This window comes from Vibrio sp. TMPB1044, from assembly GCF_030442075.1.
Lineage (GTDB): Bacteria > Pseudomonadota > Gammaproteobacteria > Enterobacterales > Vibrionaceae > Vibrio > Vibrio satsumensis.
Genome location: NZ_JAUJED010000009.1, coordinates 374,032 through 389,578, shown reverse-complemented (window position 1 = coordinate 389,578; position 15,547 = coordinate 374,032). Strand labels below are relative to the sequence as shown.

Sequence of the window (15,547 nt, the reverse complement as noted above, 5' to 3'; positions counted from 1 at the left end):
AATTTGGAGCGATACATCGGGTTCGAACCGATGACCTCAACCTTGGCAAGGTTGCGCTCTACCAACTGAGCTAGTATCGCATTTTCATTCGTATTCTTTCTAGAAGAAAGAGAGAATGGAGGCGCCTCCCGGAGTCGAACCGAGGTCCACGGATTTGCAATCCGCTGCATAGCCACTCTGCCAAGGCGCCTTAGTAACTCCAATCGAATAGCTCATTGCCATCCTCTTGGGTACGGGATGCATTCTACGGATTCAGACGATTGAGTCAATATTATTTTTGTATTTTTAATTCGTTTGAATAGATTTCATACGAAACAGGCCAAATAGCTGACTTTATGTTCAAAACACACTGTGAGCAGGTTATTCAAAGGAGATCTATATCACATTAGATATCCACTATTGATAACTTAACCTTAGGTTAAAGATCAAAAAAGCGAGCCTCAGCTCGCTTCTTCATCAATGATGTTTTTCGTCTAACAAGTCGTCTTTGGCGGCCATCAAGTATTGCGCCATCGACCAGTAGGTTAGAATCGTTGCAACGTAGAGCGCGATGTAACCAACCCAAACCATCCAATCGTCATAACGCCAAATAAGCACCCACAACGCGAACATCTGAGAAACCGTTTTAACCTTACCGACCCAAGATACAGCAACACTTGCACGTTTACCGATTTCAGCCATCCATTCACGAAGCGCTGAAATGATGATCTCACGAGCTATCATGGTCACTGCTGGGATAGTCACCCAAATCGAGTGGTAATGCTCAGTAATCAGGATAAGAGCCGTAGCAACCAACACTTTGTCAGCCACCGGATCAATGAAGGCACCGAAGCGAGACGTTTGCCCTAACTTACGAGCTAGCATGCCATCTAGCCAATCAGTGAAACCTGCTACCCAAAACACCATCGCAGCAGCAAAAGGAGCCCATTGATAAGGTAGATAGAAAACGACAACGAATACTGGGATCAAAAATAGTCTCAGTAATGACAAAATATTAGGTATATTCAAACGCATATTATTAGGCTCTTATTAATTGCGCTTTAATGGTGCGGGATTTTTACTATTGTTTCAATGCTTGATAAATGTTTTCTGCCAAAGAATGACTAATGCCCGGCACTTTGGCTATTTCTTCGACAGTTGCACGCTTAAGTTCTTGTAAGCCACCCATATATTTCAGCAAAGCTTGACGACGCTTAGGTCCAACCCCTTCAATTCCTTCCAAAGCACTGGTTCTTCGCGTTTTACCACGTTTCGCCCTATGCCCTGCAATCGCGTGATTATGGCTTTCGTCACGGATGTGTTGGATAAGGTGCAGTGCTGGAGCATCACTGGGTAAATTGAACTCTTCCCCTTCTAAAGTCACTAGAGTCTCTAAACCCGGTTTACGAGTCACGCCTTTCGCAATACCCATCATTCTTGGTCTAAACGGCCAATCACCCCAATATTGAGAAATGATCTCATGCGCGCGGTTTAGCTGACCTTTACCACCATCGATAAAGATGATGTCTGGGATCTTGTCGACATCGAGTTGCTTCGAGTAGCGTCTCTCAAGCGCCTGAGCCATCGCAGCGTAGTCATCACCACCGGTAATACCTGTGATGTTGTAACGACGGTACTCCGGTTTCACCGGGCCTTCCTGATTGAACACCACACAAGACGCAATCGTGCTTTCACCCATGGTATGACTGATATCGAAACATTCCATGCGCTTAATCGCATCCATCGACAGCACTTCTTGTAGCTCTTTGAAGCGCTGATTGATGGTCATCTTGTGATTAATCTTGGTCGTAATCGCCGTTAACGCATTGGTGTTCGACAATTTAAGGTAGCGACCACGAGTACCAGAAGGGTTTGTGTTGAAATGGATCTTACGACCTGCAACTTCACACAAAGCTTCTTGGATTGGTGTAACGTCTTCCATCAGGTCCGCGTTCAGAATCAAACGGGTTGGAATGGTTCTCGCTTCATTATGCGCTAAGTAATACTGACTTAAAAAGCTCGAAAAGACCTCTTCTCGCACCGTATTGTTGGGAATTTTCGGGAAATGGCTTCTACTGCCTAGCACCTTACCTTGACGGATCATCAAGATATGAATACAAGCCACGCCATTCTCTTGAGCAAAGCCCAACACATCCATATCTTCCATAGAGTCGTCAGATACGTACTGTTGCTCTTGCACGCGTCGAATCGCTTGGATTTGGTCTCGGAAAGCGGCGGCTTGTTCAAAGCGAAGCTCTCGGCTGGCCGTGTCCATCTTCTCGATGAGCGTCTCTAGCACCAACTTATCTTTCCCTTGCAGGAATAGACGAACATAGTCGATAAGCTCACTGTACTCTTCATCAGAGATAATCGAGCTAACACATGGCGCAGCACAACGACCAATTTGATACATCAAGCATGGGCGGGTTCGGTTTGCATAAACCGTGTCTTCACACTGACGAGCAGGAAAGATTTTTTGTATTAAGTGTAGCGTCTCACGCACAGCGCCGGAGTCAGGATAAGGACCAAAGTATTCACCCTTTTTCTTTTTAGCACCGCGGTGCATCGACAAACGAGGATGCTTGTGACCGCTAATGAAAATATAAGGGTACGACTTATCATCACGCAGAAGTACGTTGTATTTCGGCAGATACTGCTTGATGTAGTTGTGCTCAAGAATAAGAGCTTCGGTTTCCGTGTGCGTTACAGTCACATCAATCTTGTCGATGTTGCTGACTAGAGCGCGTGTTTTTTCACTGTCGACTTTTTTACGGAAATAACTGGAAAGGCGTTTTTTGAGGTTCTTAGCTTTACCGACGTAAATAACAACAGCCTCGGCGTTATACATTCGATAAACGCCGGGCTGTTCTGTTACTGTCTTGAGGAATGAGACTGAGTCAAACAAGTTGGTCACTATACGATCTCAGTGTTAAAGGGTCTCAGTGTCTAACATTCCATGTCTAATCGCTAAGTGCGTCAGCTCTACATCGCCACTGATATCCAGCTTGCTGAACAAACGGTAGCGGTAACTGTTGACTGTTTTAGGACTTAGATTGAGTTGTTCTGAAATATCCGTCACTTTCTGACCTTTGGTAATCATCATCATGATTTGAAGTTCACGTTCAGATAAGTCTGCGAATGGATTTTCAGACGCAGGCGAGAATTGGCTCAAAGCCATCTGCTGCGCAATTTCTGGTGAAATGTATCGTTGGCCACTATTAACCACTCGAATTGCATTGACCATTTCATCCGGACCTGCTCCTTTAGTAAGGTAACCAGCAGCCCCAGCTTGCATCACTTTAGTTGGAAACGGATTTTCCGTATGAACAGTTAAAACGATGATTTTAACATCAGGGTTGAAACGCAAGATTTTCTTGGTTGCTTCTAAGCCACCAATACCAGGCATATTCATATCCATCAAAATAACGTCAGTATTGTTAGTACGACACCATTTTGCAGCATCTTCACCGCTTTCAGCTTCCCCTGCTACGTTCATTCCACGGACGTCTTCAATAATACGTCGTATCCCTGTGCGAACCAGCTCGTGATCATCTACAAGGAAAACATTTATCAAACTTGTATCTCCACACTATTAATTGGCTCTGCAACCACTGTGTCGTTTCATCTGTTTGAAACAATTAAACAAAGGAACAGTGGATCGCAGCATTGAGTACATCTTAACTTAATTACTAAAAAAAAGCTCTGTTGAATATGTGCTGAAACACGAACTTTAGCAAGTACTTATTAACAAATAAACTAACTAAAACAACAAGCTTTTTCTAAAAATCAATCAGTTAAAACAACACCCAATAAAATTACACAAGATAAAGATATTTTCAATACCATTGAATAACCATTCTCGACAATTTCACTTATTTGCTTATAGAGTCCCGTTATTTGGCTCTGTTAACTAGAATTTAGTTAGTATTTTTGCTGCCTGTTGTGCGCTGAGGGTCGCTAAGTGGTAATATTCGATTCCCAATTTCAATAGGTTACTACATTGGATATTCAGCAAGGCTTTGTGCTCACAAGACAAGCAAGAGACTTTTCAGGGCGCACGCAAATCGACTTGTGGTTAAACACCCCTCAAGGCCCTACTCTACTGACAATTCAAAATGAAAAGCCTGTATTTTTCGTCGCGCAAGCTGATGTAGAAGCATGTCAGGCTATCGCAGCGAAAGAGTCAATCAATTGCAAATTCAAGCCTCTAGGGCTAGCCACATTCGAGCAAACGCCTCTAGCCGCGTGTTATACATCTCTGTCGAGAAGTAGTTTTGGTTTAGCGCAAGCCTTTCACAACGAAGAAATCCAAACCTTTGAAAGCGATATTCGACTCGCCGATCGATATCTGATGGAACGATTTATCAAGGGAAGTATTGAGTTCACCGGATCTGGTACGCAAAAAAATAAGTATCGTCGAGTCTCAAGCGCAAAATGCCGAGCAGGTGATTACTTACCCAACCTATCAGTGGTCTCACTTGATATTGAGTGTTCAGAAAAAGGCGTGCTTTATTCAATTGGCCTAGACAGCCCGATGGACAGTCGAGTGATCATGGTCGGCGAACCACAACGAGCTGAAACCAATATCCAATGGGTAGCCAACGAAAAAGCGCTACTCGAAGCAATGATAGCTTGGTTCTCTGAATTTGATCCTGACATCATCATTGGTTGGAACGTTATTGACTTCGATTTTAGGCTGCTGCACAAACGTTCAGAATGGAACGAAGTGAAGCTCAACATCGGCAGAGACAATCAACCGAGCTTTTTCCGTAGTTCGGCACAAAATCAACAAGGGTTTATCACTATTCCCGGGCGCGTTGTCCTGGATGGTATCGATATGCTTAAAACGGCGACCTATCACTTCCGCTCATGGTCGCTGGAGTCGGTATCGCAAGTGCTACTTGGTGAAGGCAAAGACATCCATAACGTTCACGACCGTATGGATGAGATCAACCGAATGTTTAAGTTCGATAAGCCTTCACTCGCTAAGTACAACCTTCAAGACTGTGTGCTAGTAAACCGCATCTTCGAGCACACTCACCTACTCGATTTCGCCATTGAGCGCTCTCGATTAACCGGTGTAGAGCTGGATCGCGTTGGTGGCTCTGTTGCTGCCTTTACTAATTTATATCTTCCTCAAATCCACAGAGCGGGTTATGTCGCACCTAACTTAGAGCCGGAGAACTGGATTGCCAGCCCCGGTGGCTACGTAATGGATTCTATTCCTAACCTGTATGACTCAGTTCTGGTACTCGATTTTAAAAGCCTATACCCGTCCATCATTCGCTCGTTTCTGATTGACCCTATGGGGTTAATCGAAGGGTTAAAGTTGGAAATCGGGCCAACTGAAGATCAAGCGGTTAATGGTTTTCGCGGTGGGCAATTCCACCGCTCTAAACACTTTCTGCCTGAGATGATTGAAAACCTCTGGGCAGCACGTGATGTTGCGAAGAAGAACAACGAAAAAGCATTCTCTCAGGCGATTAAGATCATCATGAACTCATTCTATGGGGTGTTAGGTTCGTCTGGCTGCCGTTTCTTTGATACGCGCTTGGCCTCCTCTATCACCATGCGTGGGCATGAGATCATGAAGCAAACTAAAGTTCTGATCGAAGATAAAGGCTATCAAGTGATTTATGGGGACACAGATTCAACCTTCGTGTCTCTGAATGGCAGCTATGATCAGGAAAAAGCAGACGAGATCGGAAACGCACTGGTCGCTTACATCAACGATTGGTGGACGAACCACTTAAAAGAAACCTACAACCTGACTTCTATACTCGAATTGGAATACGAGACTCACTATCGCAAGTTTCTAATGCCAACCATTAGAGGCTCAGAAACAGGCTCGAAGAAACGTTATGCGGGCTTAATCACTCAAGGTGATAAAGAGAAGATCATCTTTAAAGGACTAGAGAGTGCGCGCACCGATTGGACACCTCTCGCACAGCAATTCCAACAAACCCTGTATGAGATGGTATTTCACGACCAAGACCCTACCGACTATGTCAGACAATTTGTTGATGAGACTTCAGCGGGTAAACATGACGATTTATTGGTTTACCAGAAGCGTCTGCGTCGTAAGCTACATGAGTACCAAAAGAACATTCCGCCACAAGTCAGGGCTGCAAGAATGGCCGATGAAATAAATGCTCAGTTAGGGCGTCCTCTTCAATATCAAAACAAAGGACGTATTGAGTATTTGATTACACTGAGCGGCCCTGAGCCTAAAGAATATTTAAAGAGTGGCATTGATTATCAGCATTACATCGACAAACAGATTAAACCCGTCGCAGAGGCTATTTTACCCTTCATCGGTTTAGATTTTGAGAGAGTCAGCGGGCAGCAATTAGGTCTATTTTAAGATTCTTGTCGAAGTTTCATCAAAACAAAAAAGCAGAGGAATGTTCAATTCGCTCTGCTTTTTTATATTGATAGATTATGAAACTCTATCCGATTCGAAACTCTGTTTTCTGGTACTGCTTAACTAGCCACTCTCCAAAACCATCCAGAATGCCGATAACCGAACGTTTCGGAATCGCTCTTCCAGAAAGTAAGATGCCCAACCTTTGGATTTCAACTTCTCTATCTGGGTGATACTTCAAGAACTGTTGGCCACATTCGACAGGATCATCAAACCAATACTTATCGCGATACATCACCAAAGAATAACTTGCTCTTAGCAGCTTCTTGGCAATGATCACTTGCGCGGCCACTTGTTGTTCTGGCGTTGTTGCTCGGGCAATCTTGTTGCGATACACCGCTAACCAGTTTTCAGCATCCATATTCCAGTGCTTAGCAATTTCCCAGCTCGTCTCGAAATCACCATAGCAATCCGATAAATCCTCACCATGCACACACACGGCCAAATGCTTGAGCATGAAGCCCCATGTGAAGATGTTATCGAAGTCGACAACTTCACTCACCAATGTGGTTTTTATTGCCACTTGAGTGACTTGAGGAAAACTCTTTTGGAAACGCCATTTAATGGTATTTAACAGCGTGGTTCGCTGATCAGGAAACAGGCGGTGGGTCACCACAACCACATCAAGATTTGAGTGACCGACGACGGCTTGCTTGCGAGCGACACTGCCATAAATATAGACACTGTGTAGATTAGATCCTAACCCACCTTTTAGAAAGGTAATCAGATCGTTAACCACAGGTTGAAATTCAGGTTGAAATGGCTGTGTTGGGTCAATAACGGGTAGCGGCATAGGTCGTTTCGGTAAATAAAATCATGATTTAACAGTAACTCTATGATCGCCTAGGTGACTTTATGATTCAAGCTATTCCTATTTATAGCATCTCCGAGATATAATCAGCGGATAGACCCACTAAGGACAAACACAAAATGCCTAGAGCAAGTGAAATTAAAAAAGGTTTTGCTATCACAGTAGAAAGCAAAACAGTGATCGTTAAAGATATCGAAGTAACAACACCAGGCGGCCGCGGCGGCCAAAAAATTTACCGCTTCCGTGGTAACGATGTAGCAACTGGCGTTAAAACTGAAGTTCGCCACAAGGCTGACGAAATCGTTGAAACTATCGACGTAACCAAGCGTGCAGTAATGTTCTCTTACGTTGATGGCAACGAGTACATCTTCATGGACAACGAAGATTACACACAATTCATCTTCAACGGTGAAACAATCGAAGACGAACTACTGTTCATCAACGAAGAAACTCAAGGCATGTACGCGATCCTTATCGATGGCAACGCTGCAACGCTTGAGCTTCCAACATCTGTTGAGCTAGTTATCGAGGAGACTGACCCTTCAATCAAAGGTGCATCAGCGTCTGCTCGTACTAAGCCTGCTCGTCTTTCTACAGGTCTTACTATTCAAGTACCTGAATACATCGCGACTGGCGACAAAGTAGTAGTAAACACTGCTGAACGTAAATACATGAACCGCGCAAGCTAAGATATTTATTATGACCGAAGCTAACGACCTAATGTCTTATGACGACGCAATTGACACTGCATACGACATCTTTCTAGAGATGGCACCTGACAACCTAGAACCTGCAGACGTGATTCTTTTCACGGCTCAGTTTGAAGATCGTGGCGCAGCAGAGCTTGTTGAAACTGGCGATGATTGGGTTGAACATGTTGGCTTTGAAGTCGACAAAGAAATCTACGCTGAAGTGCGCATTGGTCTTGTGAATGAAGCTGATGACGTTCTAGACGACGTATTTGCTCGCATGCTGATCAGCCGTGACCCAGAACATAAGTTCTGTCACATGCTGTGGAAACGCGACTAATACCGCTGTTGACGCTCATCTGCATGAGTAAACAAGTATTCATGTAAGCGAGTTAAAAGTTAGCCGAGCCGATTGCTCGGCTATTTTTATCACGCCATTTCTCATCGTGATTACTCACTTTCATCATCAACTTTAGATTCACTGATTATGACCAAAGCAAAAACAGACACACAATCAAAAGGCTATGCCTGCATTGGCCTAGTTAACCCAAAGACGCCTGAAAACGTAGGCTCTGTAATGCGAGCAGCTGGCTGCTACGGCGCCAACTCTGTGTTTTACACTGGTACACGCTACGACCATGCGCGAAAATTCCATACCGACACCAAAGAAAAGCACCTAGCCCTGCCTTTAATTGGTGTTGAAGAGCTGAAAGATATTATTCCAGTAGGCTGCGTGCCGGTTGCTGTTGATCTGATTGAAGGTGCTAAGCCACTACCTGATTACAAGCACCCACCACGTGCGTTTTACATTTTTGGCCCAGAAGATGGCACGCTAAAGAAAGAGATCACCGACTTCTGTCGTGAGACGATTTACGTTCCAACCAACGGCTGCATGAATCTAGCGGCATCAGTGAATGTTGTGCTTTACGACCGACTGGCGAAAGGCGATAACTTCTCGAATCATAAATAGTCAAAGATGCGAGATACGAAATACGAAATACGAAATACGAAATACGAAATACGAAATACGAAATACGAAATACGAAATACGAAATACGAGCAGATTATAGATGCGCGTACACGAAAGGCACGCTTACTGTCGTTTATAGCAGCATGTTTTCGATACTCGGTTATTCGCATCCCTCATCTTCTATTGCTTCAGACGTAAAAAAACCTGCTCAATGAGCAGGTTTTTAGTATTCAGTGCTTTCAGCTAATGAAGCTTACGCGTAAGAACTTACGTAATTACTGACGTGTTCTTGGCTTAGCTGGTTTAGCCGGACGACCGTTGTTCAGCTTAGGCTTACTTTTGTTAGCCTGAGGTTTGCCTTTGTTTGCAGCTGGAGCACTACGACCTGAATCAGGTGTTGTAGTACCGCGAGTTGCAGGCTTCTTGCGTTTAGTTTGGTTGCTACGGCCTTTTGGTGCGTTTGCACGCTCTTCGTGACGCTTAACAGCACGACGAATTTTTTGGCTACGAGAACGCTCACGCTTACGAGAAGTGTTTGAAGGATCAAGATCCAACAAAGTCTCTTTCTCTGGCTTAAGCTCAACAAGCTCACGCAGGTAGTTAACTTCTTGAAGATCTAGCTCTTTCCAACCGCCACGAGGCAGTTTCTTATCAAGGTAGATATCACCGTAACGTACACGTTTCAGGCGGCTTACTGTTGTTTCTTGAGATTCCCAAAGACGACGAACCTCACGGTTACGACCTTCGTTAATCGCTACGTAGAAAGTATGATTCATACCTTCACCGCCAGCGTAAACCACATCTTCAAAACGAGCCATGCCGTCTTCAAGTTGTACGCCACGAGTAACGTTTTTTACTTTTTGCTCAGTCACTTCACCAAACACACGTACTAAGTACTCACGTTCAACCTGACGGCTTGGGTGCATTAGACGGTTTGCAAGTTCACCATCAGTAGTGAAAAGCAAAAGGCCCGATGTGTTTGCATCAAGACGACCAACTGAAATCCAACGAGAACCACGGATCTTAGGTAGACGATCGAAAACAGTACGGCGGCCTTCAGGATCGTGACGAGTACAAAGCTCACCTTCAGGTTTGTAGTAAGCAAGTACACGACAAACCACTTCTTCAGAAGCCTTGCCTGAAACAGTATGGCCATCGATACGGATCACTGAGTTCTCGTCTTCAAGACGCTCGCCCAGTTTCGCAACTTGACCGTTAACACTTACACGACCAGATTTGATTAAACCTTCTAGTTCACGACGAGAACCGTGACCAGCTCGCGCTAAAACCTTCTGTAATTTTTCGCTCATTTACTCTTTTCTACCTAATTGTCGTCTTCACAGACGTCGAATGAATTTTTCGCGACCAAATCGCGGTCGCGTATTATCGCAAATAACCTGCCAAAAAGCACTTGTTATTTACTCTGGCAGGTTTGCTGTATCGTTACAGACTGTTAATCAGTAAAGCGATTATTCAAACGGCGCAGGATCGCCAGCACCACGACGTAGAACCACGGCATCATCATCACTAAAGTCAATAACCGTCGTCGGTTGCTCACCTAAGTAACCACCATTCAAAATGACATCAACCGCATGCTCTAGGCTGTCACGAATTTCTTCTGGATCCGACTCAGTTGTCTCGTTACCCGGAAGAATCAATGACGTCGACATCAGTGGTTCGCCCATCGCTTCCAACAAGTCGAGTGCAATCTTGTTGTCTGGGACACGAATACCAATCGTTTTACGCTTGGCGTTCATCAAACGCTTTGGTACTTCTTTGGTTGCTTTAAAGATAAACGTGTAAGCACCTGGCGTGTGTGCTTTCAGTAGACGGAAAGCCACGTTATCGACGCGTGCATACAGTGATAATTCAGAAAGATCACGGCATAACAACGTGAAGTTGTGCTTGTCATCGATGCGACGAATTTTACAGATACGTTCAAGTGCTTGTTTGTTTTCAAGCTGACAGCCCAGCGCATAACCGGAATCTGTTGGATAAACCACTACGCCGCCATTACGAATAATCGCAACCGCTTGAGTAATTAAGCGTGCTTGTGGGTTATCTGGGTGTACATAAAAAAACTGGCTCATTGTTGATCCTCGTTATCGAATCTCTCGACTCTATCATCAGAAGGAGCTGGTTCACCTAAAGACTATTCAGATGGTGAAACCGTTTGAAACTCCCAATCTTTCCATACTTCTTCGACCCCAGAAGGTAGCCAGAGATTACGTCCAAGTTCCATCCACGGAGATGGGTAATGGAAATCACTGCCTTGGGAGGCTAATAGTTTGTATTGTATAGCATAATCCGCGAGTGTGCGTCTTTCTTGTTGCGCTTGCTGAGGTTGAGCGACTTCCATCGCATCCCCTTTCGCTTCAACAAATGCAGCTAGCAAGCGCTTAACCCACTTGGCTGTAAGGCCATATCGCCCAGGGTGAGCGAGTACGGCTTGGCCACCAGCAGCATGAATGGCCGTGACAGCATCACTCATTGAGCACCACGTCGGCGGCACATAACCTGGGTTATTGCGAGTAAGAAACTTTTTAAACACCTGCTGCATGGTTTTTGCGTAGCCGTTGTCGACTAACCACTTAGCAAAGTGAGCGCGAGTAATAGGCGCATCACCTGCAATCAATTTAACTTCTTCTAGCACCCCTTCACGAGTCGCTTTCTCAAGACGTTGAGCAATCATCTCTGCGCGTCCAATACGGTGTTGCTTCTGTTGCTCAATGAGCGCTTTGAGTTCTGGTGACTCAGGATCAACGTTTAACCCAACAATATGAATATCTTTGTTTTGCCAAACGGTCGAAATCTCAATGCCGTTGATCAGCTGAATAGGAAGGTTGTTATCAGCAATATAGCTGCGTGCTTCAGCAAGCCCATCAGTCGTGTCATGATCTGTAATCGCTAGCGCTTCGATATTAAAGCCAAGCGCTCGGTCAATTAGCTCAGGTGGAGTAAGTCGGCCATCTGAGGCTGTTGTATGACTATGTAGATCAATTCTCATATATTCTTTTTCATTGTTTTCAATTTTTATCGTTATATTTGTGTCAACACACTTGACCCGCAAGTAGAAAACTAGTTAACTAGTACACAAATACGAAGTATCACATTTGATAGGTTCACCATGTTACAAGAATTTAACCAAAACCATAAAGATAAAGTTTTAGAACTTTCTTCAGTAGAAGCAAGTTCAGAGCTTAATTGGTGGCGCACTTGGACAAGTTCTTGGTGGGCTAACGTGTACTTCTAGTTAAACAGTTTGTTTATAAAAAAGTTATCACTAAGCCCGCTTTAATAGCGGGCTTTTTAATTTGTCGAACATCTCACATTCAACTGACTAACAAATCATCGAATTGACCATATTCTAGATTGGGTGAAAGGTATCTTTATGCGACTATGTACGGCAGGAAATTTAAAGAATCATAAAGGAGGTCTTGTGAACAAGGCCATTGAAATCAAAAAGCTGGGAACCATTGAGGTCATCAATTCATCAGTTCCTTACTCGCAAGATCCAACCAGCGTTTTTCATACTCTGTGTGAAAACAAAACAGACAGTTTGCTGTTGGAATCGGCTGAGATTGAATCCAAACAGAACCTAACAAGCCTGCTCCTTATCGACTCTGCTGTTCGTATCGTATGTCGCGGACATGAAGTAACCTTTCAAGCATTGACTGAAAACGGTCAAGCGCTTATCAAAAATCTCACTCAAAACGTGAAAGCAGAAATAAAATCTGACCTTACTGATAACGTTTTGACGCTGACTTTTGTCGAACCGAGCAACGAATTAGACGAAGACTCACGTTTAAGAGAAGCCTCTTCATTCGATGCACTGCGTTTGGTTCAGCACAGCTTTGAGCAAGACGCAGATAACAAACACGCGCTATTCATGGCGGGCTTATTCGCTTACGACATCGTGGCTAACTTTGAACCGCTAGGTGATGCTCAAGCAACCAACAATTGTCCTGACTTTGTATTCTACGTTGCGGAAACACTATTGCGTTTCGACCACCAAGAGAACGAAGGCCTACTTCATGCGAGCTTGTTCGCTCAAGATGACAGTATCAAAGCGCAATTAACTGACCGTTTAGCCGACATTCAAACTCAGTGCCAGTCACTGAAAGCAATCACTGAAGTAACGCCGCTCGACAACGTTGAAGCGGTACCGAGCGTTTCAGATGAAGACTTCTGCCAAACGGTTCGTGATTTAAAAGAGTACGTAGTTAAAGGCGACGTATTCCAAGTGGTGCCCTCACGCCGCTTTACTTTACCTTGCCCTGCTCCACTGGCGGCTTATAAAGAACTTAAGCAAAGCAACCCAAGCCCTTACATGTTCTACATGCAAGATGAGCTATTTACTCTGTTTGGTGCTTCTCCAGAAAGCGCGCTGAAGTACGAAACTGAAACCAACCAAATCGAGATCTACCCAATTGCGGGCACTCGTCGTCGCGGTAAGCGTCCTGATGGTCAAATCGATTTCGACCTAGATAGCCGTATCGAGCTTGAACTGCGCACCGACAAGAAAGAAAACGCAGAACACATGATGCTAGTCGACCTAGCGCGTAACGATGTAGCACGTATCGCGGAAGCTGGCACTCGCCACGTAGCAGACCTACTGAAAGTTGATCGCTACAGCCATGTGATGCATTTGGTTTCTCGTGTTGTTGGTCAACTGCGTGAAGACTTAGATGCGCTGCACGCTTACCAAGCTTGTATGAACATGGGTACGCTAACAGGCGCACCAAAAATCCGCGCAATGCAGCTTATTCGTGATGTAGAAAAAACGCGTCGTGGTAGCTATGGCGGTGCAGTAGGTTACCTAACAGGTGAAGGCACGTTAGATACGTGTATCGTGATTCGTTCTGCTTACGTTGAAGATGGTGTAGCACAAGTACAAGCTGGCGCTGGTGTAGTATTCGACTCAGACCCACAAGCAGAAGCTGATGAGACTCGCGGCAAAGCTCAAGCGGTCATCTCTGCGATTCAAGCAGCGCATACTAAGAGCTCTGCTACAAACCAACACTCATCAAATAAGAAGGAGTCGTAATCATGGCTGATATTGTATTCATCGATAACTTCGACTCGTTCACTTACAACCTTGTAGACCAATTTCGTTCATTAGGTCACAGCGTTAAGATTTACCGTAACAACATTCCCGCAAAGGTGGTTGAAGCAGCGATCAACGAATTAGACAACCCTGTTGCCCTACTTTCACCTGGCCCCGGCGCTCCAGCAGACGCGGGCTGCATGCCTGAGCTGATTCAGCTGCTAAAAGGCAAAGTGCCAATGATTGGCATTTGCTTAGGCCACCAAGCGATCGTTGAAGCTTATGGCGGTACCGTTGCAGGCGCAGGCGAAATCATTCATGGTAAGGTGTCAATGATGGAACACCAAAACCATGCGACTTACCAAGGCTTACCTTCGCCACTGGCTATTGCTCGCTACCACTCTTTAGTGGCAACGCATGTATCCGATAGCCTAACGGTGACCGCTGAAGTCGATGATTTGGTGATGTCTGTAGTTCAAGAACAAGACAAGGTTTGTGGATTCCAATTCCACCCTGAATCAATTATGACGACCTACGGTGCAACGCTTCTAGCAAACGCTATCGAATGGGCTCTTGAGAAACCTCTTCGCCTTGAAAAGACTGGAAAATAGGAAACGATCATGGAACAGATTAATAAACTTTACGAACAGCAGTCTCTTACTCAAGAAGAAAGCCAACAATTGTTTGATGTGATCATCAAGGGCGAACTTGACCCAATCTTGATGGCTTCTGCGCTAACGGCACTGAAAATCAAAGGCGAAACGCCCGATGAGATCGCAGGTGCAGCGAAAGCACTGCTTGCGAATGCAAACCCGTTTCCGCGCCCTGATTACGATTTCGCAGACATCGTAGGTACAGGTGGCGACGGTCACAACACCATTAATATCTCGACGACTTCTGCATTTGTTGCCGCAGCGTGTGGCTTAAAAGTCGCGAAACACGGTAACCGTAGTGTATCGAGCAAATCAGGCTCTTCCGACCTACTGGATTCATTCGGTATCAACCTAGCGATGACAGCAGAAGACACACGTACTGCTGTTGATGAACTTGGCGTAGCATTCCTATTTGCTCCGCAGTATCACGTTGGTGTACGTCACGCGATGCCGGTTCGTCAAACAATGAAAACGCGCACTATCTTCAATATTCTTGGCCCACTGATTAACCCTGCTCGCCCTAACATCGAGCTAATGGGTGTTTACAGCAAAGAGTTGGTTCGCCCGATCGCAGAAACCATGCTGCAAATGGGCATGAAGCGTGCTGCGGTTGTTCACGGTAGTGGCCTAGATGAAGTGGCGATTCATGGCGAGACTATCGTTGCTGAAATTAAAGATGGCGAGATTAACGAGTACACCGTAACTCCGGCTGACTTTGGTTTGAACACTCACCCTCTTGAAGCAATCAAGGGCGGCGAGCCAGAAGAAAACAAAGCCATCACAACCGATATACTGACGGGTAAAGGCACTGATGCTCAAGTTGGCGCAGTGGCAGTCAACGTTGCTCTACTGATGCGTCTATTTGGTCATGAAGATCTAAAAGCCAACGCACAACAAGCAATTGACGCGATGAACTCAGGTAAAGCTTACGAGCTTGTGCAAAAGCTTGCTGCTCACGCCTAACGAACGACGAA

At 45.0% G+C, this 15,547-nt stretch carries 15 protein-coding genes, 2 tRNA genes and 1 other annotated feature; of the genes, 8 read left to right on the top strand and 9 right to left on the bottom strand.

All coding sequences use genetic code 11. The annotated features are described in order from the left end of the window. Window positions 1-4: 4 nt before the first annotated feature. The 5 genes from QQ041_RS05460 to uvrY form a co-directional block, all read right to left on the bottom strand. Window positions 5-80 (bottom strand) — tRNA-Gly (locus QQ041_RS05460). A gap of 36 nt (window positions 81-116) precedes the next feature. Next, window positions 117-190: transfer RNA gene (locus QQ041_RS05455), tRNA-Cys, on the bottom strand. A 266-nt stretch (window positions 191-456) separates the two neighbouring features. Beyond that, complete coding sequence (gene pgsA / locus QQ041_RS05450; RefSeq protein ID WP_019821134.1) at window positions 457-1,014, bottom strand: CDP-diacylglycerol--glycerol-3-phosphate 3-phosphatidyltransferase; 558 nt, start codon at window positions 1,012-1,014, stop codon at window positions 457-459. 46 nt (window positions 1,015-1,060) lie between these two features. Continuing rightward, window positions 1,061-2,893 (bottom strand): excinuclease ABC subunit UvrC, encoded by a 1,833-nt coding sequence (uvrC, locus tag QQ041_RS05445; protein ID WP_102432892.1) that lies wholly within the window; start codon window positions 2,891-2,893, stop codon window positions 1,061-1,063. A gap of 15 nt (window positions 2,894-2,908) precedes the next feature. Then, window positions 2,909-3,553 (bottom strand): UvrY/SirA/GacA family response regulator transcription factor, encoded by a 645-nt coding sequence (uvrY, locus tag QQ041_RS05440; RefSeq protein WP_004729778.1) that lies wholly within the window; start codon window positions 3,551-3,553, stop codon window positions 2,909-2,911. Window positions 3,554-3,979: 426 nt separating this feature from the next. Between uvrY and QQ041_RS05435 the strand changes: the two genes are divergently transcribed. Continuing rightward, the gene (locus tag QQ041_RS05435; protein ID WP_285953270.1) at window positions 3,980-6,343 is read left to right on the top strand and encodes a DNA polymerase II; all 2,364 of its coding nucleotides are present in this window, start codon (window positions 3,980-3,982) and stop codon (window positions 6,341-6,343) included. 85 nt (window positions 6,344-6,428) lie between these two features. Here QQ041_RS05435 and QQ041_RS05430 read toward each other — a convergent pair whose 3' ends face one another. Beyond that, the gene (locus QQ041_RS05430; RefSeq protein ID WP_285953269.1) at window positions 6,429-7,196 is read right to left on the bottom strand and encodes a nucleotidyltransferase domain-containing protein; all 768 of its coding nucleotides are present in this window, start codon (window positions 7,194-7,196) and stop codon (window positions 6,429-6,431) included. Window positions 7,197-7,333: 137 nt separating this feature from the next. On the opposite strand from QQ041_RS05430, the gene yeiP reads away from it, so the two are divergent. The 3 genes from yeiP (at window position 7,334) to QQ041_RS05415 (ending at window position 8,873) form a co-directional block, all read left to right on the top strand. Further along, window positions 7,334-7,903: an elongation factor P-like protein YeiP gene (gene yeiP, locus QQ041_RS05425; RefSeq protein WP_017055115.1), complete on the top strand. Its 570-nt coding sequence runs from the start codon at window positions 7,334-7,336 to the stop codon at window positions 7,901-7,903. Between the two features lie 10 nt (window positions 7,904-7,913). Next, window positions 7,914-8,243 (top strand): HI1450 family dsDNA-mimic protein, encoded by a 330-nt coding sequence (locus tag QQ041_RS05420; protein WP_004741258.1) that lies wholly within the window; start codon window positions 7,914-7,916, stop codon window positions 8,241-8,243. A gap of 147 nt (window positions 8,244-8,390) precedes the next feature. Beyond that, the gene (locus QQ041_RS05415; RefSeq protein WP_017061495.1) at window positions 8,391-8,873 is read left to right on the top strand and encodes an RNA methyltransferase; all 483 of its coding nucleotides are present in this window, start codon (window positions 8,391-8,393) and stop codon (window positions 8,871-8,873) included. 275 nt (window positions 8,874-9,148) lie between these two features. Here the strand turns inward: QQ041_RS05415 and rluB are convergent, their stop codons facing one another. The 3 genes from rluB to QQ041_RS05400 form a co-directional block, all read right to left on the bottom strand. Then, a complete protein-coding gene (gene rluB, locus QQ041_RS05410; RefSeq protein WP_017055112.1) occupies window positions 9,149-10,183 on the bottom strand; it encodes a 23S rRNA pseudouridine(2605) synthase RluB in 1,035 nt (344 codons plus the stop codon). A gap of 159 nt (window positions 10,184-10,342) precedes the next feature. Beyond that, window positions 10,343-10,963: an L-threonylcarbamoyladenylate synthase gene (locus tag QQ041_RS05405; protein WP_009848751.1), complete on the bottom strand. Its 621-nt coding sequence runs from the start codon at window positions 10,961-10,963 to the stop codon at window positions 10,343-10,345. Window positions 10,964-11,025: 62 nt separating this feature from the next. Next, on the bottom strand, window positions 11,026-11,880 hold the full coding sequence (locus tag QQ041_RS05400; RefSeq protein ID WP_048659601.1) for a PHP domain-containing protein: 855 nt from the start codon (window positions 11,878-11,880) through the stop codon (window positions 11,026-11,028). 120 nt (window positions 11,881-12,000) lie between these two features. Between QQ041_RS05400 and QQ041_RS05395 the strand changes: the two genes are divergently transcribed. The 4 genes from QQ041_RS05395 to trpD all read left to right on the top strand — a co-directional run bounded on the left by QQ041_RS05395 (window position 12,001) and on the right by trpD (window position 15,536). Next, complete coding sequence (locus QQ041_RS05395) at window positions 12,001-12,126, top strand: trp operon leader peptide (RefSeq protein WP_009848753.1); 126 nt, start codon at window positions 12,001-12,003, stop codon at window positions 12,124-12,126. After that, window positions 12,073-12,187 (top strand) — a sequence feature (Trp leader region). Its footprint overlaps the gene before it by 54 nt. Before the next feature lie 125 nt (window positions 12,188-12,312). Further along, entirely contained in the window at window positions 12,313-13,920 is a 1,608-nt protein-coding gene (locus QQ041_RS05390; RefSeq protein ID WP_285953268.1) for an anthranilate synthase component 1, read from the top strand. Window positions 13,921-13,922: 2 nt separating this feature from the next. Next, window positions 13,923-14,531: an aminodeoxychorismate/anthranilate synthase component II gene (locus tag QQ041_RS05385; RefSeq protein ID WP_017063544.1), complete on the top strand. Its 609-nt coding sequence runs from the start codon at window positions 13,923-13,925 to the stop codon at window positions 14,529-14,531. 9 nt (window positions 14,532-14,540) lie between these two features. Next, window positions 14,541-15,536, top strand: a complete 996-nt coding sequence (gene trpD, locus QQ041_RS05380) for an anthranilate phosphoribosyltransferase (RefSeq protein WP_146492139.1) — start codon at window positions 14,541-14,543, stop codon at window positions 15,534-15,536. Window positions 15,537-15,547: the final 11 nt, after the last annotated feature.

Excerpts from the sequence above, each read along its gene's own strand:
- pgsA (WP_019821134.1), bottom strand. The coding sequence starts at position 1,014 with ATGCGTTTGAATATACCTAATATTTTGTCATTACTGAGACTATTTTTG.
- QQ041_RS05430 (WP_285953269.1), bottom strand. The coding sequence starts at position 7,196 with ATGCCGCTACCCGTTATTGACCCAACACAGCCATTTCAACCTGAATTT.
- yeiP (WP_017055115.1), top strand. The coding sequence starts at position 7,334 with ATGCCTAGAGCAAGTGAAATTAAAAAAGGTTTTGCTATCACAGTAGAA.
- QQ041_RS05420 (WP_004741258.1), top strand. The coding sequence starts at position 7,914 with ATGACCGAAGCTAACGACCTAATGTCTTATGACGACGCAATTGACACT.
- QQ041_RS05415 (WP_017061495.1), top strand. The coding sequence starts at position 8,391 with ATGACCAAAGCAAAAACAGACACACAATCAAAAGGCTATGCCTGCATT.
- rluB (WP_017055112.1), bottom strand. The coding sequence starts at position 10,183 with ATGAGCGAAAAATTACAGAAGGTTTTAGCGCGAGCTGGTCACGGTTCT.
- QQ041_RS05405 (WP_009848751.1), bottom strand. The coding sequence starts at position 10,963 with ATGAGCCAGTTTTTTTATGTACACCCAGATAACCCACAAGCACGCTTA.
- QQ041_RS05400 (WP_048659601.1), bottom strand. The coding sequence starts at position 11,880 with ATGAGAATTGATCTACATAGTCATACAACAGCCTCAGATGGCCGACTT.
- QQ041_RS05395 (WP_009848753.1), top strand. The coding sequence starts at position 12,001 with ATGTTACAAGAATTTAACCAAAACCATAAAGATAAAGTTTTAGAACTT.
- QQ041_RS05385 (WP_017063544.1), top strand. The coding sequence starts at position 13,923 with ATGGCTGATATTGTATTCATCGATAACTTCGACTCGTTCACTTACAAC.
- trpD (WP_146492139.1), top strand. The coding sequence starts at position 14,541 with ATGGAACAGATTAATAAACTTTACGAACAGCAGTCTCTTACTCAAGAA.